The organism is Pseudomonas sp. 1, assembly GCF_056626735.1.
This window is the reverse complement of record NZ_JBWXMQ010000002.1, coordinates 339,880-363,578: the sequence shown is the minus strand read 5'-3', so window position 1 is coordinate 363,578 and position 23,699 is coordinate 339,880. Positions and strand designations below refer to the sequence as shown.

Annotated in this window: 25 protein-coding genes; 2 read left to right on the top strand and 23 right to left on the bottom strand. The window is 60.2% G+C overall.

Annotated elements, in window-relative coordinates; genetic code table 11:
• Positions 1-15: 15 nt before the first annotated feature.
• From AC1MDC_RS04845 to AC1MDC_RS04750, 20 genes are all read right to left on the bottom strand, one after another.
• Positions 16-834, bottom strand: coding sequence for an SDR family oxidoreductase (locus tag AC1MDC_RS04845; RefSeq protein ID WP_266201522.1), 819 nt, complete (start codon positions 832-834; stop codon positions 16-18).
• A 270-nt stretch (positions 835-1,104) separates the two neighbouring features.
• On the bottom strand, positions 1,105-1,980 hold the full coding sequence (locus AC1MDC_RS04840; protein ID WP_480392585.1) for an SMP-30/gluconolactonase/LRE family protein: 876 nt from the start codon (positions 1,978-1,980) through the stop codon (positions 1,105-1,107).
• A 25-nt stretch (positions 1,981-2,005) separates the two neighbouring features.
• Positions 2,006-2,722 carry a FadR/GntR family transcriptional regulator gene (locus AC1MDC_RS04835; RefSeq protein ID WP_064383471.1) on the bottom strand — a complete coding sequence of 239 codons (717 nt, stop codon included), beginning with the start codon at positions 2,720-2,722 and terminating at the stop codon, positions 2,006-2,008.
• Positions 2,723-2,823: 101 nt separating this feature from the next.
• Positions 2,824-3,384, bottom strand: coding sequence for a DUF1285 domain-containing protein (locus AC1MDC_RS04830; RefSeq protein ID WP_085696984.1), 561 nt, complete (start codon positions 3,382-3,384; stop codon positions 2,824-2,826).
• A 15-nt stretch (positions 3,385-3,399) separates the two neighbouring features.
• Positions 3,400-4,005: a DUF4823 domain-containing protein gene (locus tag AC1MDC_RS04825; protein WP_007950810.1), complete on the bottom strand. Its 606-nt coding sequence runs from the start codon at positions 4,003-4,005 to the stop codon at positions 3,400-3,402.
• A 121-nt stretch (positions 4,006-4,126) separates the two neighbouring features.
• Positions 4,127-5,095, bottom strand: a complete 969-nt coding sequence (locus AC1MDC_RS04820) for a GTP 3',8-cyclase MoaA (protein ID WP_007950807.1) — start codon at positions 5,093-5,095, stop codon at positions 4,127-4,129.
• Positions 5,096-5,233: 138 nt separating this feature from the next.
• Positions 5,234-5,872, bottom strand: a complete 639-nt coding sequence (locus AC1MDC_RS04815; RefSeq protein ID WP_007950805.1) for a TetR/AcrR family transcriptional regulator — start codon at positions 5,870-5,872, stop codon at positions 5,234-5,236.
• 341 nt (positions 5,873-6,213) lie between these two features.
• Positions 6,214-6,999, bottom strand: coding sequence for a TatD family hydrolase (locus AC1MDC_RS04810; protein ID WP_480392584.1), 786 nt, complete (start codon positions 6,997-6,999; stop codon positions 6,214-6,216).
• Between the two features lie 15 nt (positions 7,000-7,014).
• Positions 7,015-7,371 (bottom strand): PilZ domain-containing protein, encoded by a 357-nt coding sequence (locus AC1MDC_RS04805; protein ID WP_085704734.1) that lies wholly within the window; start codon positions 7,369-7,371, stop codon positions 7,015-7,017.
• A gap of 42 nt (positions 7,372-7,413) precedes the next feature.
• On the bottom strand, positions 7,414-8,397 hold the full coding sequence (locus AC1MDC_RS04800; protein ID WP_480392583.1) for a DNA polymerase III subunit delta': 984 nt from the start codon (positions 8,395-8,397) through the stop codon (positions 7,414-7,416).
• Positions 8,390-9,022 (bottom strand): dTMP kinase, encoded by a 633-nt coding sequence (tmk, locus tag AC1MDC_RS04795; protein ID WP_085696988.1) that lies wholly within the window; start codon positions 9,020-9,022, stop codon positions 8,390-8,392. The genes AC1MDC_RS04800 and tmk overlap by 8 nt, the downstream gene beginning before the upstream one ends.
• A gap of 19 nt (positions 9,023-9,041) precedes the next feature.
• A complete protein-coding gene (mltG, locus tag AC1MDC_RS04790; RefSeq protein ID WP_480392582.1) occupies positions 9,042-10,223 on the bottom strand; it encodes an endolytic transglycosylase MltG in 1,182 nt (393 codons plus the stop codon).
• Between the two features lie 3 nt (positions 10,224-10,226).
• Positions 10,227-11,042, bottom strand: a complete 816-nt coding sequence (gene pabC / locus AC1MDC_RS04785) for an aminodeoxychorismate lyase (RefSeq protein WP_480392581.1) — start codon at positions 11,040-11,042, stop codon at positions 10,227-10,229.
• Positions 11,042-12,286, bottom strand: a complete 1,245-nt coding sequence (fabF, locus tag AC1MDC_RS04780; protein ID WP_007908259.1) for a beta-ketoacyl-ACP synthase II — start codon at positions 12,284-12,286, stop codon at positions 11,042-11,044. The genes pabC and fabF overlap by 1 nt, the downstream gene beginning before the upstream one ends.
• Before the next feature lie 108 nt (positions 12,287-12,394).
• On the bottom strand, positions 12,395-12,631 hold the full coding sequence (acpP, locus tag AC1MDC_RS04775; protein WP_085696991.1) for an acyl carrier protein: 237 nt from the start codon (positions 12,629-12,631) through the stop codon (positions 12,395-12,397).
• Positions 12,632-12,827: 196 nt separating this feature from the next.
• The gene (fabG, locus tag AC1MDC_RS04770) at positions 12,828-13,571 is read right to left on the bottom strand and encodes a 3-oxoacyl-ACP reductase FabG (RefSeq protein WP_085696992.1); all 744 of its coding nucleotides are present in this window, start codon (positions 13,569-13,571) and stop codon (positions 12,828-12,830) included.
• A gap of 16 nt (positions 13,572-13,587) precedes the next feature.
• Complete coding sequence (gene fabD / locus AC1MDC_RS04765) at positions 13,588-14,526, bottom strand: ACP S-malonyltransferase (RefSeq protein WP_085704740.1); 939 nt, start codon at positions 14,524-14,526, stop codon at positions 13,588-13,590.
• Positions 14,527-14,651: 125 nt separating this feature from the next.
• Positions 14,652-15,662: a phosphate acyltransferase PlsX gene (gene plsX, locus AC1MDC_RS04760; protein ID WP_085704742.1), complete on the bottom strand. Its 1,011-nt coding sequence runs from the start codon at positions 15,660-15,662 to the stop codon at positions 14,652-14,654.
• A gap of 4 nt (positions 15,663-15,666) precedes the next feature.
• Entirely contained in the window at positions 15,667-15,849 is a 183-nt protein-coding gene (gene rpmF / locus AC1MDC_RS04755) for a 50S ribosomal protein L32 (protein ID WP_003179396.1), read from the bottom strand.
• A 13-nt stretch (positions 15,850-15,862) separates the two neighbouring features.
• Complete coding sequence (locus AC1MDC_RS04750; RefSeq protein ID WP_003204262.1) at positions 15,863-16,390, bottom strand: YceD family protein; 528 nt, start codon at positions 16,388-16,390, stop codon at positions 15,863-15,865.
• Between the two features lie 106 nt (positions 16,391-16,496).
• Between AC1MDC_RS04750 and AC1MDC_RS04745 the strand changes: the two genes are divergently transcribed.
• Positions 16,497-17,075, top strand: a complete 579-nt coding sequence (locus AC1MDC_RS04745) for a Maf family protein (RefSeq protein WP_085696995.1) — start codon at positions 16,497-16,499, stop codon at positions 17,073-17,075.
• A gap of 47 nt (positions 17,076-17,122) precedes the next feature.
• Here AC1MDC_RS04745 and sppA read toward each other — a convergent pair whose 3' ends face one another.
• The 3 genes from sppA to rluC are packed head-to-tail and all read right to left on the bottom strand — an operon-like array spanning position 17,123 to position 19,748.
• Positions 17,123-18,112: a signal peptide peptidase SppA gene (gene sppA, locus AC1MDC_RS04740; RefSeq protein ID WP_480392580.1), complete on the bottom strand. Its 990-nt coding sequence runs from the start codon at positions 18,110-18,112 to the stop codon at positions 17,123-17,125.
• 24 nt (positions 18,113-18,136) lie between these two features.
• Positions 18,137-18,799 carry an HAD-IA family hydrolase gene (locus AC1MDC_RS04735; protein WP_085696996.1) on the bottom strand — a complete coding sequence of 221 codons (663 nt, stop codon included), beginning with the start codon at positions 18,797-18,799 and terminating at the stop codon, positions 18,137-18,139.
• Positions 18,786-19,748 (bottom strand): 23S rRNA pseudouridine(955/2504/2580) synthase RluC, encoded by a 963-nt coding sequence (gene rluC / locus AC1MDC_RS04730; protein WP_085696997.1) that lies wholly within the window; start codon positions 19,746-19,748, stop codon positions 18,786-18,788. The genes AC1MDC_RS04735 and rluC overlap by 14 nt, the downstream gene beginning before the upstream one ends.
• Positions 19,749-20,447: 699 nt before the next feature.
• On the opposite strand from rluC, the gene rne reads away from it, so the two are divergent.
• Positions 20,448-23,678: a ribonuclease E gene (gene rne / locus AC1MDC_RS04725; protein ID WP_480392579.1), complete on the top strand. Its 3,231-nt coding sequence runs from the start codon at positions 20,448-20,450 to the stop codon at positions 23,676-23,678.
• Positions 23,679-23,699 lie beyond the last annotated feature (21 nt).

Below are 23,699 nucleotides of genomic sequence, written 5' to 3'. Positions count from 1 at the left end.
CTGAAATCCGCTTTTTCAGTCGTGGTACATCACCGAGCGACCACCATCGATGGTGATGCACGAGGCGTTGATGAACGGCGCTTCGTCGCTGGCCAGGAACACGGCGGTCATCGCCACTTCAATCGGCTGACCGATGCGTTTCGGTGGATGCAGATCAAAGGCGCGCTGGCGTTCGGCGTGCGGATCGGCGAAACCGTTCCAGTAATCGACGTTGAGCTGGGTCTCGATGTAGCCAGGGGCAATGGCGTTGACGCGAATGCCCTTCGGCGCGTACTCGATGCCCAACGCGCGGGTCAGTCCGAGCAAGCCGTGCTTGGCCACCGGGTACGGGAAGCAGCCGGGAATGATGTTCGTGGAATGGGTCGAGGCAATATTTATGATGCTGCCGATGCCTTGCTCGATCATCTGCGGCAGCACGGCCTTGCAGCCATACCAGGCGCCGTCGAGGTCGATGGCGAAACAGCGTTTCCAGTCTTCTTCGGTCATCTCCAGCGGATCGCGGAACACGTTGACCCCGGCGCAGTTGACCAGCACGTCGATACGACCGTGCAGTTCGATGGCCAGTCTGGCCATGGCGTGCAGATCCTCCTGACGCGATACGTCGGCCTTGATCGCATGCACATCGGCGCCCTGCTCGCGCCAGTGTGCGGCGACTTTCTCGACCTTTTCAGCCTGGATATCGCTGATCACCAGTTTGGCCTGCTGGGAGGCGAAGGTTGCGACGATCGCTTCGCCGATGCCTTGGGCGGCGCCGGTCAGCAACACAACCTTGTTTTTCAGGCGCTCACCTTTCGGCGGCTCGGGCACCGGTGGCAGGGACAGAGGTTCAGCCATGAATCAGGACTCCTGTTCGAAAGCATAAAAAAACCGGGCATCTGACGATGTCCGGTCTGGAAGGCTTCTGGAACAAAACAGGCGAGCGCACGCCGCGGAACCGGAACGGCCCGAAGCGCTGACTCCGCTGTGGAGTGCGATGGAAATTCGCTGCATCACTTCACCTGTTTTGTTCTTTTTAAGTGTGAGTGCGTGTTACTGCTGGAGCCGACTATAAACCCGACCGCCAAATAATCTCAATATATAATTTTGCGTCCCATATTTTGGGATTTAACTGGAAAATCGCGTACACAGCTTTCCGGAGACATCCACCTGCAGCGACAGCACGGCACCGTCCAGCGGATGGTTCAGCGGACTTTTGGCGCTGGTGATGTAAAGGGTTTTCAGGTCTGCGCCGCCGAATACGCAACTGGTCGGGCGACTGATCGGCAGGTCGATCTTGCGGTCGATGTGCCCATCCGGCGTCAAACGCAGCAGGCAACTGCCGTCCCAGCGGGCGTTCCACACGTAGCCTTCGGCGTCCATCGCCGAACCGTCCGGGCCACCGTGCTGATCGGCGCTGTACCAAGGCTGAGCAGTGTCGAGGTTGCCGTCGGTGTGAATGAAATAGCGGTACAACGTGCTGTCGAGGCTGTCGCCGAACAGCAGCGTGGTGCCGTCGTCACTCCAGAGCAGCGTGTTGGGAATGCCCAGGTTGCGCAGCAATGGCGTGACCCTTTTATCCGGATCAATCCGGAACAGCCCGCCGGAACGTCGAGTGATCGGCAGATCCTCGCCCCGTTCGCCGATGTTGTTTTGCATGGTGCCGAGCCACAAGCGGCCCTGGCCATCGCAACGTGCTTCGTTGGCGCGGTTGCCCGGTTGCGGATCGGCGACGCAGAACAGCGTCAGTCGCGGCTCAAGTCCGGGGGAGTCCAGATCGAGCCGGTAGACGCCGCTGCTCAGGGTCACCAGTGCGTCGCCGCTGGCGCAGGGAATGAACGCCGAAACGTGCTCCGGCATCTGCCAGATCTGCACGTTTTGCCCGATCAGCCGCAGCGCCTGCTTGCCGGCGATGTCGACCCAGTACAGCGCCTGGGTCGGCGCGTCCCAGAACGGTCCCTCGCCCAGTTGCGCCCGATGCTCTGTTACCGCAGTCCACGTCATGCAACCTCCTGTCTTGTTGTTTTTGTCAGCTGGCTTTTTTGTCGGCCATTACCTGCGGGTAAAACCGCTTGATGGCCAGGTCGGCATTGTCGATCAGGGTCATGCAGGCCCATACACCGCGCGCGGCATCCCGGGCGGCGATGGCGTCGGCCATGTCTTTATGGATGGGCAGAGTGCGGCGCAATTCATCGGGGTCGGCCGCAGAAACTTCGAAGGACACCGCGAGCAACGCGCCGAGGGCCGGCACCATCTGCTCGATGAATTGATTGTGGCTGGCAGCGAGAATGCATTCGTGGAAGAACTGGTCGGCGCGGTTGTAGTCGATGCCGCTGTCCACCGCCCGCTCCAGCGCGTTGTAGGCCTGCCGCACGGCTTGCACCTGTTCGACGGTCGCCCGCTCACAGGCCCAGCGCACCGCCATCGGTTCGATGGTGCGGCGCAGGTCGAGCAAGTCATCGACAAAGTTTTCCGGCAGGCCGCTGCGTGACAGCCAGCCGACGACTTGCGGATCGAACAGGTTCCAGCGCTTGATCGGCAGCACTCGCGTGCCGACTTTCGGCCCGACTTCCAGCATCCCTTTTGCGACGAGGGTCTTGATGGCTTCGCGGATCACGGTGCGGCTGACCCCGAGCTGCTCGCCCAGATCGGCCTCGACCTTGATCGCCTGCCCCGGTTTGACCTGGCCGGCGGCAATCCAGGCGCCCAGCCAGTCAACCGTTGATGCGTGAAAACTGCTCGACATGGACACCCCGAAGCCGTTCGCTGTGGGTGCCTAAGCTAATCATCATACGATTGAGAGTCAACGACAAAAAACCGCAGCCTGCTTCCACAGACTGCGGTTTTTCAAGGTTCGAGGCCGATGCGAAAGAACTCGCCGCCACTCCAGACACCAAGCCAGCGCTGCCCATCGATTTCACGGCTGACTGCCAGCTCGACCAATTGGTAGAACACGTTGCGGTGGATCAGCGCCTCGAGATTGGTGCGCACATGCACGTAGGGCGCGGGTTCTTGCGTTGCGGGATCAATCTCGACGCGGATCGGATGTTCCGCGCCGGCTTCGGTGGTTTCATCGACATTGGTCGTGAAGCGAAGCCGTTGCGCCTCGCCCTCGCCTTCCACCTCGACGGCAATCGCCACAAACGGCGCGTCGTCGACCTTGATCCCGACTTTCTCTACTGGAGTGATCAGGAAATAGTCATCGCCATCGCGGCGGATGATCGTGGAGAACAGTTTGACCATCGGCTTGCGCCCGATCGGGGTACCCAGGTAGTACCAGGTGCCGTCGCGGGCGATGCGCATGTCGATGTCGCCGCAGAAATCCGGGTTCCACAAGTGCACCGGCGGCAAGCCTTTGGTTTTGGGGATTTGCCCCAGCAGGTCATTGGCTTTTTGCGGGCCACTCATGGCGTACTCCTTGAATTACTGGTCCCCGACGCCCAGCAGGCTGCGCGCGTACTGCGCAAGCGGTGGGCCGATCAGGTCTTCGGGTTTGTTGTCGTGGAACGTCAGTAAACCGCCACGACTCTTGATCCGTGCAGTATCAATCAAATACTGGGTGCTGGTCTCGATCAACATGATCTGAATCACGCCGCCATCGATGCCGAGACGATCAACGGCTTCCTGATCCAGCCACTCATCGGAGTTGCCGATGCGGTCGTCGGCCTTGGCGAAACGCGTGTACAGCAGGTAGTGGGCACCGGCGTCGCGGGCCTCGCCCATCGCCTGGTCAAGGCCTTCCGGCGCACGGGCGCGGCGGACCATCGGGAAGTATTCGACGAAGCCTTTGAAGGCCTCTTCGGCCACCACGTTGGGACGCGGGTAAGAACCGCCCGGCGGTGCGAACGAGCCTTGCGCGATGTAGATGAACGAATCCGGCTGAATGCGGAAATTGTTTACGCGACGGCTGTCGCTGTGGTCCAGCAAGCCCGCGTCGCTCATCTGGTAGCGAGTCCCTTCGGCCATGTCACTGACAGTCATACAGCCGCCCAGCGCCAAAACGGCCAGCAGCAAAACCAGGCTACGCATCCTAATCCTCCAGAAGCCGGTGACGGAAAACCGGCGAATGGCCGTAGGATGCAGCTTTTGCGCCAGTCCTTGGAAATGTGCAGGTATCCGCTTTGAAACAGGGCTTTTTGTGGCGAAGGACTCAGCCGCCGATGATCTTCATGACGGTGGCGCCGCCGGAGAATGCGACTTCCTGCTTGTCACCCAGCGCCTTGACCAGCAGTCGCTGCAGCGCCGGTAGCGCCTCGTGACGTGGTTTGTCGAGCAGGTCACCGACGTAGTGGCGGTTGCTCGACGACAGACAACCATGCAGCCATCCGGTGGACGAGAGGCGCAGGCGCGAGCAGGTTCGGCAGAACGGCACGCTTTCGTTGGCAATCACGCCGAAGTTACCCCGACCGGGAATCGCATAACGAACCGCCGTGGCGTCCACCGGCGCGTCGGTTTGCGCGTACTCGTAATGCTCGCCGATCAGGCTCAGCAGTTGTTGCAGGCTGACGAACTGTTGCAGAAAGGCGTTGGAGTCAGTGGCCAGGTGGCCCATGCGCATCAGCTCGATGAAGCGCAGCTCGAAACCACGCTCGAGGCAGTAATCGAGCAGCGGCATCACCTGGTCGAGATTCTGTCCGCGCAACGGCACCATGTTGACCTTGATCTTCATCCCCGCCGCGGCCGCCTGATCCATGCCGTCCAGTACGGTGGCCAGATCACCGCCACGGGCAATGCTGCGGAACGCGCCGGCGTCCAGGGTATCGAGGGAAACGTTGATGCGTCGCAGGCCGGCATCGACCAGCAACGGGAGTTTTTTTGCCAGGAGCTGGCCGTTGGTGGTCAGGCTGATGTCTTCCAGGCCCATCTTGCCAACGGCGCTCATGAAAGATTCGAGTTTGGGGCTGACCAGCGGCTCGCCGCCGGTGATGCGCAGCCGCTCGATGCCGGCGGCTTCGATCAGATAAGCCACGCCGCGCGCCATGGCCTCGGCCGACAGTTCATCCTGCGCAGCCACCAGCCGCTTGCCGTTTGGCACGCAGTAGGTACAAGCGTAATTGCAGGCTGAAGTCAGACTGATCCGCAAATTGCGAAAACGCCTGCCTTGACGGTCAACGATCATGAAGCACTCCGGCGATGGAAAATCGAGCGACTAAAACTTGACTCACAATTCAAGTTTTAGCAAGCCCTATGCCTGAGTATATTCCTGCGGTACTGCGCCATGTAATGAAAAACACGGCGCATAAGGCGACTGAATGATTCAGCTGCTTGGAGTTTCCGGGTCGCGCTTGCGCTTGTTGCCCATGCGCACGCCGATATCCATCAGGAACTGGAAGAAACCTTCCTGATCTTCCAGCACATTGCTCCAGAACGGCGAGTGATACAGCGCCACCGCGCCGTGCACCAGCGCCCAGGATGCGCAGTAGTGGAAGTACGGCGGCACGTCTTCGAGCTTGCCTTCGCTGATGCGGCCCTTGATGAGCAGCGTCAGGCGTTCGAAGTTCGAGGCACGGATCTTGTGCAGTTCCTCGACCATCTCCGGCACCTGATTGCCCTTGACCACTTTTTCTTCCAGGCGATCGAACAGGCGATAGCGCTGCGGATCGCGCATGCGGAATTCAAAGTAGGCACGGGACAGCGCTTCCTTGTCCTTGTCGACATCGGCCGAATGCAACAGCTCGTTCAAGTCGCGCTCGTAATCGAGCATCAGGCGCAGATAGATCTCGGCCTTGGACTTGAAGTGCTTGTAGATCGTGCCTTTGCCGATACCCACGGCATCAGCAATCATCTCGACGGTGACACTGTCTTCACCTTGTTCGAGGAACAGCTTGAGCGCGGTATCGAGAATTTCTTGCTCACGGCGACGAAACTCACGGACCTTACGAGGTTCTTTGTGCATAAGAAAAGGTCTGTAGGGGTCAAAATTCGAAGCCGCGTATTATGCCTAACTTGCGCAAAAATGCACGGATCATCCGACCATATCTATGTTTCTTGTTCATTTCACGAACGTTTCGGGGGGAATGAGAACATAACCGAAGCGAACGTATTCCAAATTTGTTTAAAAACCCCGACCGGCCAACTGGACTGAACGCCAGACTGATCAATACTTGAACTGTCGGGCGACATCTCCCCCAAGTGTCGCGCCGGTAAAGGTACCAAGGGACCGCGTGCCTTTGTTTTACTCCTAATGGTCTTAACCCGGATTCACCCCCCAGAACCCGGGTTTTTTTTGCCTGCGATTCAGGCTTTTACATTCGCCAGCGGAAACAGTCGCTTGAAGTTCTCGGTGGTCTGCTCGGCAAAACGCTCATAGTTCTCGCCGCGCAGCATCGCCAGAAACTCTGCCACTTCCCGCACGTATTGCGGCAGGTTCGGTTTGCCGCGATACGGGATCGGCGCCAGGTACGGCGAATCGGTTTCCACCAAGAGGCGATCGGCCGGAACCTTGCTCGCCACATCGCGCAACGCATCGGCGTTGCGGAAGGTGACGATGCCTGACAGGGAAATGTAGTAACCCATGTCCAGTGCGGCCTTGGCCATGTCCCAATCTTCGGTGAAGCAATGCAGCACGCCGGCCTGGGGCAACGCGGCTTCGCGCAGCAGCTCGAGCGTATCGACGCGGGCGCCACGGGTGTGGATGATCACCGGTTTGCCGGTCTGCTGGGCGGCTTGCAGGTGCAGACGGAACGACTCCTGCTGCAATTCAGCGGCTTCCGGCTCGTAGTGGTAATCCAGACCGGTTTCGCCGATCGCCACCACTTTCGGGTGATTGAGCTCGTGCAGCAGCCAGTCCAGCGCCGGCGCCGCGCCCGGCTGAACATCCAAAGGATGCACGCCGACCGAACAATCGACGTCCTCGTAACGCTCGGCCAGGGCTTTGACGTCGGCCGCGTTATCGGCACTGACGCCGATGCACAGGAAATGCCCGACTCCGCGCAGACGGGCCGCATCCAGCGCGGCATCCAGGGAACCGTCGTGAGCGGCGAGGTCGAGGCGATCAAGGTGACAATGGGAATCTACGAGCATAAAAAGGACTGCAACTTACATCGTATGAGTGGGACGGTCGGACTTCAGGGCTCCGGCCAGATGAGTTTCAATGCGACTGCGCGCCGTGTTGTCGCCATCGTTGAATTGCACGCCGACGCCGGCCGCGCGGTTGCCCTGGGCGCCTTTGGGGGTGATCCAGGCCACTTTGCCGGCCACCGGAATCTTCTCCGCCTCGTCCATCAGGTTCAGCAGCATGAACACCTCGTCGCCCAACTTGTAGCTCTTGTTGGTCGGGATGAACAGGCCGCCGTTCCTGATGAACGGCATGTACGCGGCGTAAAGGACCGACTTGTCCTTGATGGTCAGGGACAAGATGCCGTTGCGCGGCCCCGGGCTGACAGGTTCGTTCATGTTGACCTCCACTGCTGATGTTCAGAGTCTAGGTACACATTCTTATCTTTGGCCAGGCAAGCTCGCCCATTGCACCAGCAACGCTTCCAGCAACAACGCCGCATTGAGGTTGGCCTTGCTCAGGACATTCTGGCGCTGAGCGAGGATCCAGTCCTGAATATCGAGCACTTTAGCCTGGGCACTTTTCTGCGCCAGATACTGCACGACTTTGCGCATGTCGGTCAGGCCGAGGCCCGCTTCATCCTGGGTCAATTGATAGCGCAGGATCAGGCTCGACCAGTCACAGAACCAGTCGAACAGCCGCAGCATCGGAATGTTTTTCCACTCCTCGGCCAGTTGCGTCGGCGATTGCTGCTGTTTGAGCAACTTCTTCACGCCTTCGACAACCTGCGCGCGCTGGTCACGCACGCCCTGCCCGTGCAACGTGACAGCGGCCAACGGCGAACCGGCGGCCAGGGTCAACAGTTCGACACGTTCGTCTTCGGAACATTCCGGCAATGCCTGAGCCAGCCATTGCAGGCTCATGGACTCGCTCGGCAGCGGACAGGCCTGCTGCACGCAGCGGCTCTTGATGGTCGGCAACAATCGGCTCGGCTGGTGGCTGACCAGCAACAGCACGGTATCGCCGGACGGTTCTTCAAGGCTTTTGAGCAAGGCGTTGGCGGCGTTGATGTTCATCGACTCCACCGGCTCGATCAGCACCACCTTGCGCCCGCCCAGCTGCGCGGTCTGCACCACGAAACTGACCAGATCGCGCACCTGGTCGACCTTGATCGCCTTGTCCGCCTCTTCCGGTTCAAGGATGTAATTGTCCGGGTGGCTGCCGGCATTGAGCAGCAGGCAGGATTTGCACTCGCCGCAGGCTTCAGGTGTCGGCCGCAGGCACAGCAGGCTGGCCATCAGCCGCTCGGCCAGCGCGCGTTTGCCGATCCCGGCCGGCCCGTGCAGCAGATAGGCGTGGGCGTGCTGAGCGCGACCGGCCAGTTGCTGCCAGAGGCTGTCCTGCCACGGATAGGCCTCAGCCACGGCTCAGCTCCAGCAGGTTCGGAATCAAGGTATCCAGCGATTGTTGAACCTTGGCCAACGGCTGACCGGCGTCAATCCGCACATACCGCGCAGGATCTGCCTCGGCGCGCTTGAGGAACGCATTGCGCACCGCCTCGAAAAACTCACGGCCTTCCAGCTCGAAACGGTCCAGACGACCACGGGCACTGGCGCGGGCCAGGCCGATTTCCACCGGCAGATCGAAAATCAGCGTCAGGTCGGGACGCAGGTCGCCCTGCACGAAAGTCTCCAGCGCCGCGATGCGCTCCAGCGACAAGCCGCGACCGCCGCCCTGATAGGCGTAAGTCGAATCGGTGAACCGATCACACAGCACCACCGCGCCACGGGCCAGCGCCGGGCGAATGACTTCAGCCAGATGCTGGGCACGGGCGGCGAACACCAGCAGCAGCTCGGTGTCCGGGTTCATCACTTCGTCGACCGGAGCCAGCAACACCTCGCGAATGCGCTCGGCCAGCGGCGTACCGCCGGGTTCGCGGGTCAGCACCACTTCGATACCGGCGGCGCGCAGGCGCTCGGCGAGGTATTCGCGGTTGGTGCTTTTGCCGGCGCCTTCCGGGCCTTCCAGGGTAATAAACAAGCCAGTCACAGGCAGTCCTTAATCAAAGTCATTGCGTGTTTTGGGGAGCGGAGGCTTCCGGTTCAGGCGCCGGTGCAGGTTCTTGAGCAGGCGGTTGCGGCAACGATTCCGGTGCGGTATCGGGGGAGGTGGCAGGAATCGTCTCCTCGCCTGCCGGAGAGGCCTCGGGCGCGGTCGCCGGCGCCGGGCTGGAGCGGTAATCCGCGCGCCGCTTGAGCTGGTACTCGCGCACCGCGTTGTTGTGCGCGTCCAGATCATCGGAGAACACGTGACTGCCATCGCCACGAGCAACGAAATAGAGGCTGGTGCCATCCACCGGGTTGAGTGCGGCGTGAATCGCTTCGCGTCCGACCATGGCGATCGGCGTCGGCGGCAGGCCGGGAATCATGTACGTGTTGTACGGCGTGGCTTCTTTGAGATGGGCACGGGTCAGCTTGCCGTTGTAGCGATCACCCAGGCCATAGATCACCGTCGGATCGGTCTGCAGCTGCATGCCCAGCGCCATGCGACGCACGAAAACGCCGGCAATCTGCCCACGTTCCTGAGGCACGCCGGTTTCCTTCTCCACCAGTGACGCCATGATCAGCGCCTGATAGGGCTCGGTGTAAGGCACATCGGCGGATCGCTTTTCCCACTCCTTCGCCAGCACCTCGTCGAGGCGATCGAAGGCCTTTTTCAGCAGTTCGGCATCGGTCACACCGCGCACGAAGCGGTAGGTATCGGGGAAAAAGCGCCCTTCAGGGAACAGACCCTTGTGACCGATTTTGGCCATCACATCACTGTCGCTCAGGCCATTGAGGGTCTGTTCGATCTTTTCGTCTTTGGCCAGCGCGGCGCGCACTTGATGAAAGTTCCAGCCTTCGACCAGCGTCAGGCTGTACTGAACTACATCGCCGCGCTTCCACAGGTCGATCAGACCGTTGACGGTCATGCCCGGCTGCATGCGGTATTCACCGCTGTGAATCGGCGTGCCGGCGAGATTGAAACGCCAATAGACCCGCAGCCAGAACGCGTCCTTGATGACGCCATCGGCTTCGAGTCCAAGAAAAGTACGGGTCGGGGTGGATCCCTTGGGCACATCCAGCAGTTCTTCCTGCGTGATGTTCAGGGGCTGTTCCAGTGCCGAATGAATCTTCCAGGCGCTGGCGCCCAACAGCAGCCCTGCCAGAACCAGTCCGGTTTCCAGCAGCAGCAAAAGTTTACGTCTCACGAATCAGGCATCCAGTAGCGCGCGGGCAATGGTTTGCAGTTTACGGGTGAGCGGGCCAACCGGCCAGCTCAGAGCAGCACAGGCGCGTACCGGCCAGACGCCATACACGCTGTTGCAGACGAAGACCTCATCGGCCCATTGCAGCTGTTCGAAGGGGATGTCGGTGATCTGCACAGGAATGCCCAGGGACTCGGCCTGAAACAATATTTCTGCGCGCATTACACCGGCCACGCCACAGCGTTTCAGGTCCGCCGTGATCAACACACCGTCACGCACCATGAACAGATTGCTGAACACGCCTTCAATCACCCGACCGGCCTGATCGAGCATCAAACCTTCGGCATGTTCACTGTCCTGCCATTCGGCGCGGGCAATGACCTGTTCCAGTCGATTGAGGTGTTTGAGCCCGGCGAGCAACGGCTGCCTGGAAAGGCGCGTGCTGCACGGAAACAGGCGCACGCCCTGCTCGGCGTGGGTCGCTGGATAAACGGCGGGAGGATTGCCTTGCAAAATGCGTCGGCCCTGCGCCGTAGGGTCCGGCGCATAACCGCGCAATCCGTCACCACGAGTAAGGATGAGCTTGAGCACGCCCTCGCCCATCGCGGCGGCATAGGATTGCAGCTCATGGCGAACCCGCTCGATGTCGGCAGCAATGGCCAGACGCGCACAGCCTTCGGCCAGACGCGTCAGATGCCGATCCAGCAGCAACGGCTGACCATTTTGCACGGCGATGGTCTCGAACAGACCGTCGCCGTAAGCCAGGCCGCGATCTTTCAGCGACAGAGCGTCAGCCGGCAGACCGTCGACCCAGCAGTCCATCAGCCGGCGAACCGACGGAACGCCAACGTGCCGTTGGTGCCGCCAAACCCGAACGAGTTGGACAGCACGACATCGATATCCATGTTGCGCGCGGTGTGCGGCACGAAATCGAGGTCGCAGCCTTCGTCCGGCTCATCGAGGTTGATGGTTGGCGGCGCCACCTGGCTGTTGATCGCCAGCACGCTGAAGATCGCCTCGACCGCGCCCGCCGCACCCAGCAGGTGACCGGTCATGGACTTGGTGGAGCTGACCGCCAGCTTGTAGGCGTGATCACCGAACACCGACTTGATCGCGTTGGCTTCAGCGAGGTCGCCGGCCGGCGTCGAAGTGCCGTGGGCGTTGATGTATTGCACTTGATCAACGTTGATCTTCGCATCGCGCAACGCGTTGGTGATGCAGCGTGCAGCACCGGCGCCATCGGCGGGTGGCGAGGTCATGTGGAACGCGTCACCACTGGTGCCAAAACCGATCAGCTCGGCGTAGATGGTCGCGCCACGAGCCTTGGCGTGTTCGAGTTCTTCGAGCACCAGGGCACCGGCGCCGTCGGACAGCACGAAGCCGTCACGGCCCTTGTCCCACGGACGGCTGGCACGGGTCGGCTCGTCATTGCGAGTCGACAGTGCACGGGAAGCACCGAAGCCGCCCATGCCCAGACCGCACGCGGCCATCTCGGCACCGCCGGCAATCATCACGTCGGCTTCGTCGTACATGATGTTGCGCGCAGCCATGCCGATGCAGTGCGTACCGGTGGTACACGCTGTGGCGATGGCGTAGTTGGGCCCCTGTGCACCCAGGTGGATGGACAGGAAACCGGAAATCATATTGATGATCGAGCCAGGCACAAAGAACGGAGAAATCCGGCGCGGGCCAGTCTCGTGCAGGGTGCGGCTGGTTTCTTCGATGTTGGTCAGACCGCCGATACCCGAACCCATGGCCACGCCAATGCGTTCACGGTTGGCATCGGTGACTTCCAGACCGGCATTGCGTACGGCTTGAAAGCCGGCCGCCAGACCGTACTGAATGAACAGGTCGAGCTTGCGCGCTTCCTTGACCGACAGGTATTCCTCGACATTGAAGCCCTTTACCGAGCCGCCAAAGCGGGTGGAATAGGCAGAAAGGTCGGTGTGTTCGATCAGACCAATGCCACTGCGGCCAGCCAGAATGCCCTGCCAACTGCTCGGCACATCCGTGCCCAGTGGCGACAACATACCCATACCGGTGACTACGACGCGTCTACGCGACACAGCACTCTCCTTTTTCAAATGACGACTTTGCATCAGGCCTAAAGAAAAAACCGCACGCCATGATGGCAGTGCGGTTTTTCCATGACAGCAAGCAACGATTACAAACTATTACGCCTGGTGGCTAGTAACGTAGTCGACTGCAGCTTGTACAGTAGTGATCTTCTCAGCTTCTTCGTCAGGGATTTCGGTCTCGAATTCCTCTTCCAGAGCCATCACCAGCTCAACGGTGTCAAGGGAGTCGGCACCCAGGTCGTCAACGAAAGAAGATTCGTTCTTCACTTCTTCTTCTTTAACACCCAGTTGCTCGGCAACGATTTTCTTGACGCGCTCTTCGATGGTGCTCATACCTTGTTTTCACTCCTAATGGACAAATTCAGGCAGCTGGCCAGTGGGTAAGTGTATAGAAAGACTTTTCAGCTTTTCAACTGAAAGCTTCACTCCTCAAACCCTGGAGCCCTCTGCCTATAAATAGATTGCAGCTTTATAACGGATTTTAGACAGCTCGTATGACATTTTTTTGAAGCAATCCGTCACATTTGAATTACATGTACATCCCGCCGTTAACCGGGATTGTAGCCCCGGTCACGTATGCCGCACCGTCGGATGCAAGAAAAGCGACCACGGACGCGATCTCTTGAGCCTGTCCCAGACGGCCCAGCGGAATCTGCGTCTGCAAGGCTTCACGCTGTGCTTCAGGCAGTTCGCGGGTCATATCGGTGTCGATGAACCCTGGGGTTACCGAGTTGACCGTAATTGATCGCGAACCGACTTCACGCGCCATGGCACGGCTGAAACCTTCCAGACCGGCCTTGGCGGCTGCATAGTTTACTTGGCCAGCGTTGCCCATGGCACCCACCACCGAGCCAATACTGATAATTCGGCCCCAACGCGCCTTGGTCATGCCGCGCAGAACGCCTTTGGACAGGCGATACAGACTGTTCAGGTTGGTATCGATCACGTCGTACCACTCGTCGTCTTTCATACGCATCATCAGGTTATCGCGGGTGATGCCGGCATTGTTGACCAGAATCGCCACCGGCGCCCCGAACTGCTCCTGAATGTTCGCCAGCACTGCGCTGACCGATTCGTCACTGGTGACGTTCAGTTCGAAACCTGCGCCCTGAATGCCGTTTTCCTTCAGGGTCGCAGCAATGCGCTCGGCGCCCGAAGCGGAAGTCGCGGTGCCAACAACGATGGCACCCTGACGGCCCAGTTCCAGTGCGATAGCCTGGCCGATGCCACGGCTTGCGCCGGTGACCAGTGCAACTTTACCTTGCAGACTCATGCAAGCTTCTCCTGATTCAGACAGCCGCTGCACGAGCGGCAGCGAAAGCGTCTGGGGTATTGAGGTTGGAAGTCGAAACGCCCTCGGCGCAACGTTTGTTCAGACCGGCCAGCACCTTGCCAGGGCCGCACTCGACCAGATTGGTCGCGCCTTTGGCGGCCAAGGTCTGTACGGACTCGACCCAGCGAACCGGCTTGTAGAGCTGTTCGAGCAGATCACGCTTCAGGGTTTCCAGATCCGCCGGCACCTGAGCGCTGACGTTCTGTACCACAGGGATCTGCGGTGCCTGCCAGTCGATGGCAGCAATGGATTCCGCGAAGCGCTCGGCAGCCGGACGCATCAGTTCACAGTGCGACGGCACGCTGACCGGCAGCGGCATGGCACGCTTGGCGCCACGGGCCTTGCAACCTTCGATGGCGCGGTCTACTGCCGCCTTGGCACCGGCGATCACCACCTGGCCCGGGGAGTTGAAGTTCACCGCGCTGACCACTTCGCCTTGCGCCGCTTCAGCGCAGGCAGCGAGAACGTCGGCATCTTCCAGACCAAGGATGGCAGCCATGCCGCCCTGCCCCGCTGGAACAGCTTCCTGCATCAACTGGCCACGGCGCTCGACGAGCTTCACCGCGTCCGCCAGGCTCAGGCTGCCGGCGGCGACCAGCGCGCTGTATTCACCCAGGCTGTGACCGGCAACAAAGGCCGGACGCGCACCACCTTCCGCCAGCCACAGACGCCACAGGGCGATCGAGGCGGTCAGAATGGCCGGTTGGGTTTTGTCGGTTTGATTAAGCAGCTCTTCCGGGCCCTGCTGGGTCAGCGCCCACAGGTCGTAGCCCAGAGCATCGGATGCTTCTTTGAAAGTTTCGAGGATCAGTGGATATTGCGCGCCCAGCTCGGCCAGCATGCCGAGGGACTGCGAACCCTGTCCTGGAAAGACGAATGCGAGGGAAGCAGACATGTAACAAGCCCCTAATGATCTTGTCGTCGGAAAAATGGCATCCCGCTAGTGGGACGCAAGAAACTGACAGTTGGATGGCCCTTTGAACCGGGCGGTCACATTTAAGCATTGTCCGACGAAAACGCCTAAGACAACAAATCCTCCAGACGGCCGTGCAGGCGCTCGGGAAGATTCTCCTGAATCTCGATAAGCGCTCGTTGAATCGCACTCTGAAATCCCTGAACCCCGGCCGAACCGTGACTTTTAACGACAATACCCTGCAAACCGAGGAAGCTTGCGCCGTTATGTCGCGCCGGCGCCAGATCAGCCTGCAGACGTTTCATCAATGGCAGCGCCAGTGCACCGACGACGCGCGATGCCAGGTTTTTCTTGAACAACGCCTCGATGCGCGCAGCAATCATGGTCGCCAGGCCTTCGCTGGACTTGAGCAGGATATTGCCGACAAAACCGTCGCAAACCACCACATCCGCCTCGCCGCGATACAAACCGTCGCCCTCGATGAAACCGATGTAATTGACGCCCCGGGCAGCCTGCAGCAACGTCGCGGCCAGCTTGACTTGCTGATTGCCCTTGATGTCTTCGGTGCCGATATTCAGCAATGCGACGCGAGGGCGGGCAATGCCCAGCGTTTGCGCCGCCACGGACCCCATCACGGCGAACTGCAAAAGATGCTCGGCGCTGCAATCGACGTTGGCGCCCAGATCGAGCAGCTGACAGTAGCCCTTCTGAGTAGGGATCGCCGCGACCATGGCTGGACGGTCGATTCCGGGCAGGGTCTTGAGCACAAATCGCGACAGAGCCATCAACGCACCGGTATTGCCGGCGCTGACACAAGCCTGGACCTTGCCATCACGCAGCAACTCGAGGGCGACACGCATCGACGAGTCCGGCTTGCCACGCAGGGCCTGGGCAGGTTTTTCGTCCATGGTGATGACTTCGGACGCCGGAACAATCGTCAGGCGCGCGCGATCGGCAGCCGATTGGCCGGTGATCAATTCTTCAAGAAGGGAGGGTTGACCGACGAGGGTCAGGTGCAGCGAGGGCGTAGCAGAAAGGCAAGCAAGGCTGGCCTGAACAATGCTGCGGGGACCGAAGTCCCCGCCCATTGCGTCAATCGCGATGACTTGAGCGGACAAGTGATTACTCGTCAGCGCCCTTGTCGATCACTTTACGGCCACGGTATACGCCTTCTGGCGATACGTGGTGACGCAGGTGAACTTCACCAGTGGTTTTTTCTACAGACAGAGTGCTAGCCTCGAGAGCGTCGTGCGAACGGCGCATGTCACGGGCAGAGCGGGATTTTTTGTTCTGCTGAACAGCCATAATTGATTAACTCCTAAACGTTTGGGTCACGCTTTAACTGCGCCAATACACTGAACGGGTTGGACCGCGTTACCTCGTCCTCGCTCGGTTCGGGCTCATCTGCTCCCGCCGGCTGCTGGCATTCTTCCGGATGATGAGCAGGCACAATGGGCAAGGCGAGCAGAAGCTCCTCCTCGATCAGTGACTGCAGATCCAATGGATCTTCGCCCAGTTCCAGCACGTCATAACCTTTCGGTAACGACTGGGTATTCGCACCCTCCTTCACTACAGCGTAACTGCATTCGCTGTGGATCGGCAGGGTGACCAGCTCAAGACAACGCTGGCAAACCATCTTGACTTCGGTGTCGATAAAGCTGTGGATCACCACAGATTTACGTTCATCTCGTTCAAAAACGAATTTTGCCTGCACCGTACCGACATCGTCGGAAAGCGGGTCGCAGAGTCTCTTCAAATCGGCCAGCAGCAGTTCACCTTGAAGGGTGGTGCCACGGTCAGCCAATTTGCGCGGGTCAACGTGAGGTGGAATCGGGTCATTCAACATAGGCGCAGCATTATAGGGATGCACCCACCCATGTCAAAGGAAATTGTGCCCTGTCCGTCACTTGCGCGGCTCCGCTAGAATCTGTCGCCTGCCTCAGGAGATGCGAATGCTGCCTTTATTACTCGCTTCAAGCTCGACCTATCGTCGGGAATTGCTCAGCCGTCTGCACCTGCCGTTCGTCTGCAGCTCGCCGGATATCGATGAAAGCCGTCGCCCGGACGAGTCAGCCCTCGAACTGGTCAAGCGCCTCGCCGAACAAAAAGCCCGAGCCCTGGCCGCCAGCCACCCCACTCACCTGATCATCGGCTCCGACCAGGTTGCCGTACTCGGCGAGCGCATCATCGGCAAGCCCCACACCTTCGAAAAAGCCCGCGAACAACTGATGGCCGCCAGCGGCGCCAGCGTGACCTTTCTCACCGGCCTTGCCCTGCTCAACAGCCAGACCGGCCACTGCCAGGTCGACTGCGTGCCTTTTACCGTGCATATGCGCGTACTGGATCAGACCCGCGTCGAGCGCTATCTGCACGCCGAGCAACCCTACGACTGCGCCGGCAGCTTCAAAGCCGAAGGACTGGGCGTGAGCCTGTTTCAATCCACCGAAGGACCGGACGCAACCAGCCTGATCGGCCTGCCACTGATTCGCCTGATCGACATGCTGCTGGCCGAAGGCGTACAGATTCCCTGACCCACAAAAAAACCGGCTCTCAGGCCGGCTTTTCTTGCAGCATTCGATCAGCGTAACGACGGGCCGCTGAAACCCATCCACATTGCCAGTTTCTCGGCAACGCTGGCACCCAGCTTCTTCGAGAAGCGGTCGAACGGCGATTCCTGAACGGTGAAGTCCACCAGTTCCTTTTCGCCAATCACGTCGCGCGCCACCGAACTGGCATTACCCAGCCCATCGATCAACCCCAGCGGCATCGCCTGCTCGCCAGACCAGACCAGCCCGGAGAACAACTCCGGATGATCCTTGTCTTTCAAACGATCGCCACGCCCTTGCTTGACGCTGTTGATGAACTGCTTGTGCGTGGTATCCAGCACGCTCTGCCAGAACGCCGTTTCTTCCGGCTTCTGCGGCTGGAACGGATCGAGGAACGCCTTGTGCTCGCCGGAGGTATAGGTGCGACGCTCGACGCCAAGCTTCTCCATGGTGCCGACAAACCCATAACCGGCCGCCGTCACGCCAATGGAACCCACCAGACTGGCCTTGTCGGCATAGATCTGATCCGCCGCGCTGGCGATGTAATAGGCACCAGAAGCGCCCAGGTCGGAAATCACCGCGTACAGCTTGGTATCCGGATGCAGACCGCGCAGGCGCTTGATCTCGTCATACACATAACCCGACTGCACCGGACTGCCGCCCGGACTGTTGATGCGCAGGATCACGCCCTTCACCTTCTTGTCCTCGAACGCCGCACGCAGACTACCGACAATATTGTCGGCGCTGGCAGGCTCTTTATCGGCAATCATGCCGGTGACGTCGATCAGTGCGGTGTAGTTCGGACCGCGAGTGGCGCTTTTTTCCATGTCCATCAACGGCGTGAACAGAATCAACGCAACAAACAGATAAACAAAGGTCAGCAACTTGAAGAAGATGCCCCAGCGCCGCGACCGACGCTGCTCCTGCACGCCAGCCAGCAGTGTCTTCTCCAGCAGCTTCCAGCTTTTCGCATCACCGTCGTCGGCAGTTGCCTTGGCCGGTGCTTTCCATTCGTCGGTCATGCCATCCACCCCAGCAAAAATGTATTAGGCCTGCTTCTCCAGCCAGGCGTGCAATTCGGAAAAATGGTCGATCGACAGTCGCGGCGCAAACTGCTGCAGCGATTCGATCGATTGCGCGCCATAACTGACCGCCACCGAATCCATCCCCGCATTGCGCGCCATCAACAGATCGAAGGACGAATCGCCGACCATCAGCGCCTGCCCGGCACGCACACCGCAATGCGCAAGGATCTGCTCCAGCATCAGAGGGTGCGGCTTGCTCGCAGTTTCATCGGCAGCGCGGGTGATATCGAAATAATCTTCCCAACCATTGGCCTTGAGTACCCGATCCAGCCCGCGACGGTTCTTGCCAGTCGCGACAGCCAGGTGATAGCCCTGCTCGCGAAACGACGCCATCGACTCGACTACACCTTCGAACAACGGCGAAGGCACGGCTTCTGCAGCGATGTAGTGATCGGCGTAATACTCGCGGAACAAGGTCATTTCCGCATCGCTGATTTCCGGATACAAGGTACGAATCGCCTCGGGCAAACCCAGACCGATGATGCCTTTGACGGCAAGGTCATCACGCAACTCGAAACCTGAACGCCCGGACGCCGAGTGCATTGCCTCGACAATCCGATGAATGGAATCGGCCAGCGTGCCGTCCCAATCGAAAATCAGCAGTTTGTAATCAGATGGGCGCACTCAATCGCTCCACAGTCTTGGCCCACATTTCATCGACCGGGGCCTGCAACTTGAGTTCACCACCATCGGGCAGCGGCACGGTCAGCATGTAAGCGTGCAGGAACAGGCGCTTGCCGCCCAGATCACGGATTTCCTTACTGAAACTGTCATCGCCGTATTTGGTGTCACCGGCAATGCAGTGCCCGGCGTGCAACGTGTGGACGCGGATCTGGTGCGTGCGGCCGGTGATCGGCTTGGCTTCGATCAAAGTGGCAAAATCGCCAAAGCGACGCAGGACCTTGAACACGGTCACAGACTCCTTGCCCTCCTCCTCATCGACCTCGACCATGCGCTCCCCGGAGCGCAGATTGCTCTTGCCGAGCGCGGCCCGGACTTGCTTGATCGAAGTCGCCCAGTTGCCGCGAACCAGTGCCATGTAGCGCTTGTCGACACCGTCACCGCGCAACGCGGCATGCAAGTGGCGCAACATGCTGCGCTTTTTGGCGATCATCAGCAGGCCGGAGGTGTCGCGATCGAGACGGTGAACCAGCTCGAGCTCCTTGGCATCGGGGCGCAACTGACGAAAGGCTTCGATAACGCCGTAATTCAGGCCGCTGCCACCGTGAACCGCAATGCCGGCGGGCTTGTTGATCACGATCAGGGCCTTGTCTTCGTAGACAATCGAGGCTTCCAGGCGCTGCAGCAGGCCTTGAGCCAAAGGCACCGGTTCGTCACGCTCAGGCACGCGAACCGGCGGCACGCGCACGATATCGCCGGCCTGCAGCTTGTATTCGGGCTTGATCCGACCTTTGTTCACGCGCACTTCGCCTTTGCGCAAAATGCGATAAATCAAGGTCTTGGGCACGCCTTTGAGCCGGGCGAGGAGAAAATTGTCGATTCGTTGGCCGGCATATTCCGGCGAGACCTCAAGCAGTTGAACGCCTGGAGTCGTAGGGGCAGTAGTCGTCATGGCGCGGATAATAACAATTTTTTATGGAATTGAAGCACTTAATCATTGCTGCTATAGTCGCGAACGCCGCCAAAAGCGGCCTGGACAGCGGAACCACGGTCAAAAACCGGCCCTGACCAACGCAATTCACCAGGACGCGAGGCCGTCCTACGGGGCTTTTGCTACGTAACGGTGGAGTTTGCAGCTGTAACAAGCGCAGGTGACATGAGGCCTGAATCACGCCGCAAAGCAGAGTTTTCACTCGCCACGCGAGCCATATTCACGGCCAGTTCACAAAGTGCAGTCAGCCGCGGATGACCCCGAGCGAAGGCTCCGGAAACACCGCCTGAATTAGCCATGATGCGTGACCTCCCCTTTCGGAGCTCACGGTAAATGCCAACCCGCTGCGGATTCTGCGCGCGGCAGCACCCGAATTATCAGGGATACGTGTAGGGTGGAGATGCACAACCGCTGGACTGTGTAGCAACAGGCTTTATCAAGACGCTTCATCTCGTCCACAGCCACCGGTTGATTCCTCCTCCTGACTGAGTGCTTAAGTAGCCACAGCAAGCAGGACGCGTACGTCGCGATAACGGCCCAATTGGCCGGACATCGCTGGACACGGGAATGGCCAACCACTCCCGACGCACCTGACACCGACCGTGAGAAGTCGTGTGTGCCGAACGCCGTTTCCGGCAGCCCGGAAACCGACGGTACTACATGAAAAGAATGCTGATTAACGCAACTCAACCCGAAGAGTTGCGTGTTGCACTGGTAGATGGCCAGCGCCTCTACGACCTGGACATCGAATCCGGTGCACGCGAGCAGAAAAAGGCCAACATCTATAAGGGCCGCATCACTCGCATCGAACCAAGCCTTGAGGCTGCCTTTGTCGATTTCGGCTCCGAGCGCCACGGCTTCCTGCCCCTCAAAGAAATCTCCCGCGAATACTTCAAGAAAGCCCCTGAAGGCCGCGTCAACATCAAGGACGTCCTGAGCGAAGGCCAGGAAGTCATCGTCCAGGTCGAAAAAGAAGAACGTGGCAACAAGGGCGCAGCCCTGACCACCTTCATCAGCCTGGCCGGTCGTTACCTCGTTCTGATGCCGAACAACCCGCGTGCCGGCGGCATCTCCCGTCGCATCGAGGGCGAAGAGCGCAACGAACTGCGTGAAGCCCTGAACGGTCTGGTCGCTCCAGCCGACATGGGCCTGATCGTGCGCACTGCTGGCCTTGGCCGCAGCAGCGAAGAAATGCAGTGGGACCTCGATTACCTGCTGCAACTCTGGACCGCCATCAAGGAAGCCTCGCTGGATCGTTCCGCGCCGTTCCTGATCTACCAGGAAAGCAACGTCATCATCCGCGCCATCCGCGACTACCTGCGCCAGGACATCGGCGAAGTGCTGATCGACAGCGTTGAAGCCCAGGACGAAGCCCTGACCTTCATCCGCCAGGTGATGCCGCAGTACGCCAGCAAGATCAAGCTGTACGAAGACAGCGTTCCGCTGTTCAACCGCTTCCAGATCGAAAGCCAGATCGAGACCGCTTTCCAGCGCGTCGTCGAACTGCCGTCCGGCGGCTCCATCGTCATCGATCCGACCGAAGCCCTGGTGTCCATCGACATCAACTCGGCACGCGCCACCAAAGGCAGCGACATCGAAGAAACCGCCCTGCAGACCAACCTGGAAGCGGCCGAAGAAATCGCCCGTCAGTTGCGCCTGCGCGACATCGGCGGCCTGATCGTCATCGACTTCATCGACATGACCCCTGCCAAGAACCAGCGCGCCGTGGAAGAGAAAGTCCGCGAATGCCTGGAAGCCGACCGCGCCCGTGTGCAGATCGGCCGCATCTCGCGCTTCGGCCTGCTGGAAATGTCCCGTCAGCGCCTGCGTCCTTCGCTCGGCGAAAGCAGCGGCATCGTCTGCCCGCGCTGCAGCGGCACCGGCATCATCCGTGACGTCGAATCGCTCTCTCTGGCGATCCTGCGCCTGATCGAAGAAGAAGCCCTGAAAGACCGCACCGCCGAAGTTCGCGCTCAAGTGCCGATCCCGGTGGCCGCGTTCCTGCTCAACGAAAAACGCAACTCGATCACCAAGATCGAATTGCGCACCCGCGCCCGCATCGTCATCCTGCCGAACGATCACCTCGAAACCCCGCATTTCGAAGTTCAGCGCCTGCGTGACGACAGCCCGGAAGCCGCGACCAACCAGTCCAGCTACGAAATCGCTGCCGCTGCCGCCGATGTCGAAGACGTCCAGCCAGCCGCCGCGACCCGCACCCTGGTTCGCCAGGAAGCCGCGGTCAAGACCGCTCCGGCCCGCGCCAACGCTCCGGTTCCGACCGAAGTCGCCGCGCCGGCCCCGGCACCTGCTCCGGTTGCCGCGCCAGAACCAAGCCTGTTCAAAGGTTTGGTGAAGTCGCTGGTCAGCCTGTTCGCCACCAAGGAAGAGCCTGTTGCTCCGGTTGTGGTTGAAAAACCTGCCACCGAGCGTCCGGCCCGCAACGAAGAGCGTCGCAACGGTCGTCAGCAGAGCCGCAACCGTAACGGTCGCCGCGATGAAGAACGCAAGCCGCGCGAAGAACGTGCACCGCGTGAAGAACGCGCCCCACGTGAGCCGCGTGAAGAGCGTCAACCACGCGAAGTCCGCGAGCCACGCGAATCCCGTGACGAAGCACCGACAGCCCGCGCAGAACGCGCACCGCGCGCGCCTCGTGAAGAACGTGCACCACGTGCCCCGCGTGAAGATCGCAAGCCACGTGGCGAGCGTGAAGAACGCGTACGCGAACTGCGCGAGCCTCTGGATGCCGCTCCCGCCGTTGCTGCCGCCGCCACCGCTGAAGAGCGTCCGGCCCGTCAGCCGCGTGAAGAACGTGCGCCACGTCCTGCGCGTGAAGAGCGTCAGCCGCGCGCCGAACAGGCCGCTGCCGCTGTCGCCGAAGAAGAGACCAACATTAACGAAGAGCAACTGCCGGAAGACGGTTCGGAGAACGCCGAAGGCGATCGTCCACGCCGCCGCTCCCGTGGTCAGCGTCGTCGCAGCAACCGTCGCGAACGTCAGCGTGATGCCAATGGCAACGTGATCGAAGGTTCGGAAGAATCCGAGTCCGGCGAAAACGCTCAAGCGCCAAGCACTGCCGATCTGGCCGCTGGTCTGGCTGTTACCGCTGCTGTTGCCAGCACCGTGATCAGCGCTCCGGCTGAAGCTCAGGCCCATGAACAAGCTGAACGCGCCACCGCTGCCACTCTGGAAACTGCTCCAGCAGAAGCGCCGGTCGTTGAAGCAACCACTCCGGTAGAAGTAGTTGCCGCTCCGGAAGTCGAAGTGGCTCCGGCTCGCGAAGCTCAGCCCCTGGTTGAAGCGGCCGCTGAACCAGCGGTGACCTTCGAAGCACCAGCCGCAGTCGAAGAGTCGGTTGTCGAGACCGTCGCTGAAACCGTGACCGAAACCGTTCGTGAAGTTCGCGAAGAACAGACCGCTTTCAACTGGGTCGCCGAGCCGGCTGTCGCTGAAACACCAGCGCCAGTGGTCCAAGCGCCTGCTGTTGAAGAAGCCAAGGCTGTCGAGCCAGCAGTGGTTGCCGAACCGGCACCGGTCGTTGAAGCCCCAGCGGTTGAAGCGCCAGTGGTCGCCGAAGCACCTGCCCCGGTAGTTGAAGCGGCTCCACTTGTCGCCCCGGTCAGCGCCCTGACCCCAAGCGGCCGCGCACCTAACGACCCGCGTGAAGTGCGTCGTCGCAAGCGTGAAGAAGAGCGTCTGCAGAAGGAAGCGGAACTGGCTGCCGCTGCCGCCGCTGCTCCAACTGCCGAAGTGATCGAGGCAGCGCCTGCCCCGGTCGCTGAAGAAGTTGCCGTTGAAGCCGTGATTGCCGAAGCTCCACGCTCCGTTCAGGAAGCGGTCGAGCAACACGAAGAGGCCCAGGAAAAAGAACACGAGCCTAAACCCCTCGTCTGATTCCAAACGCCACTAAAAAGC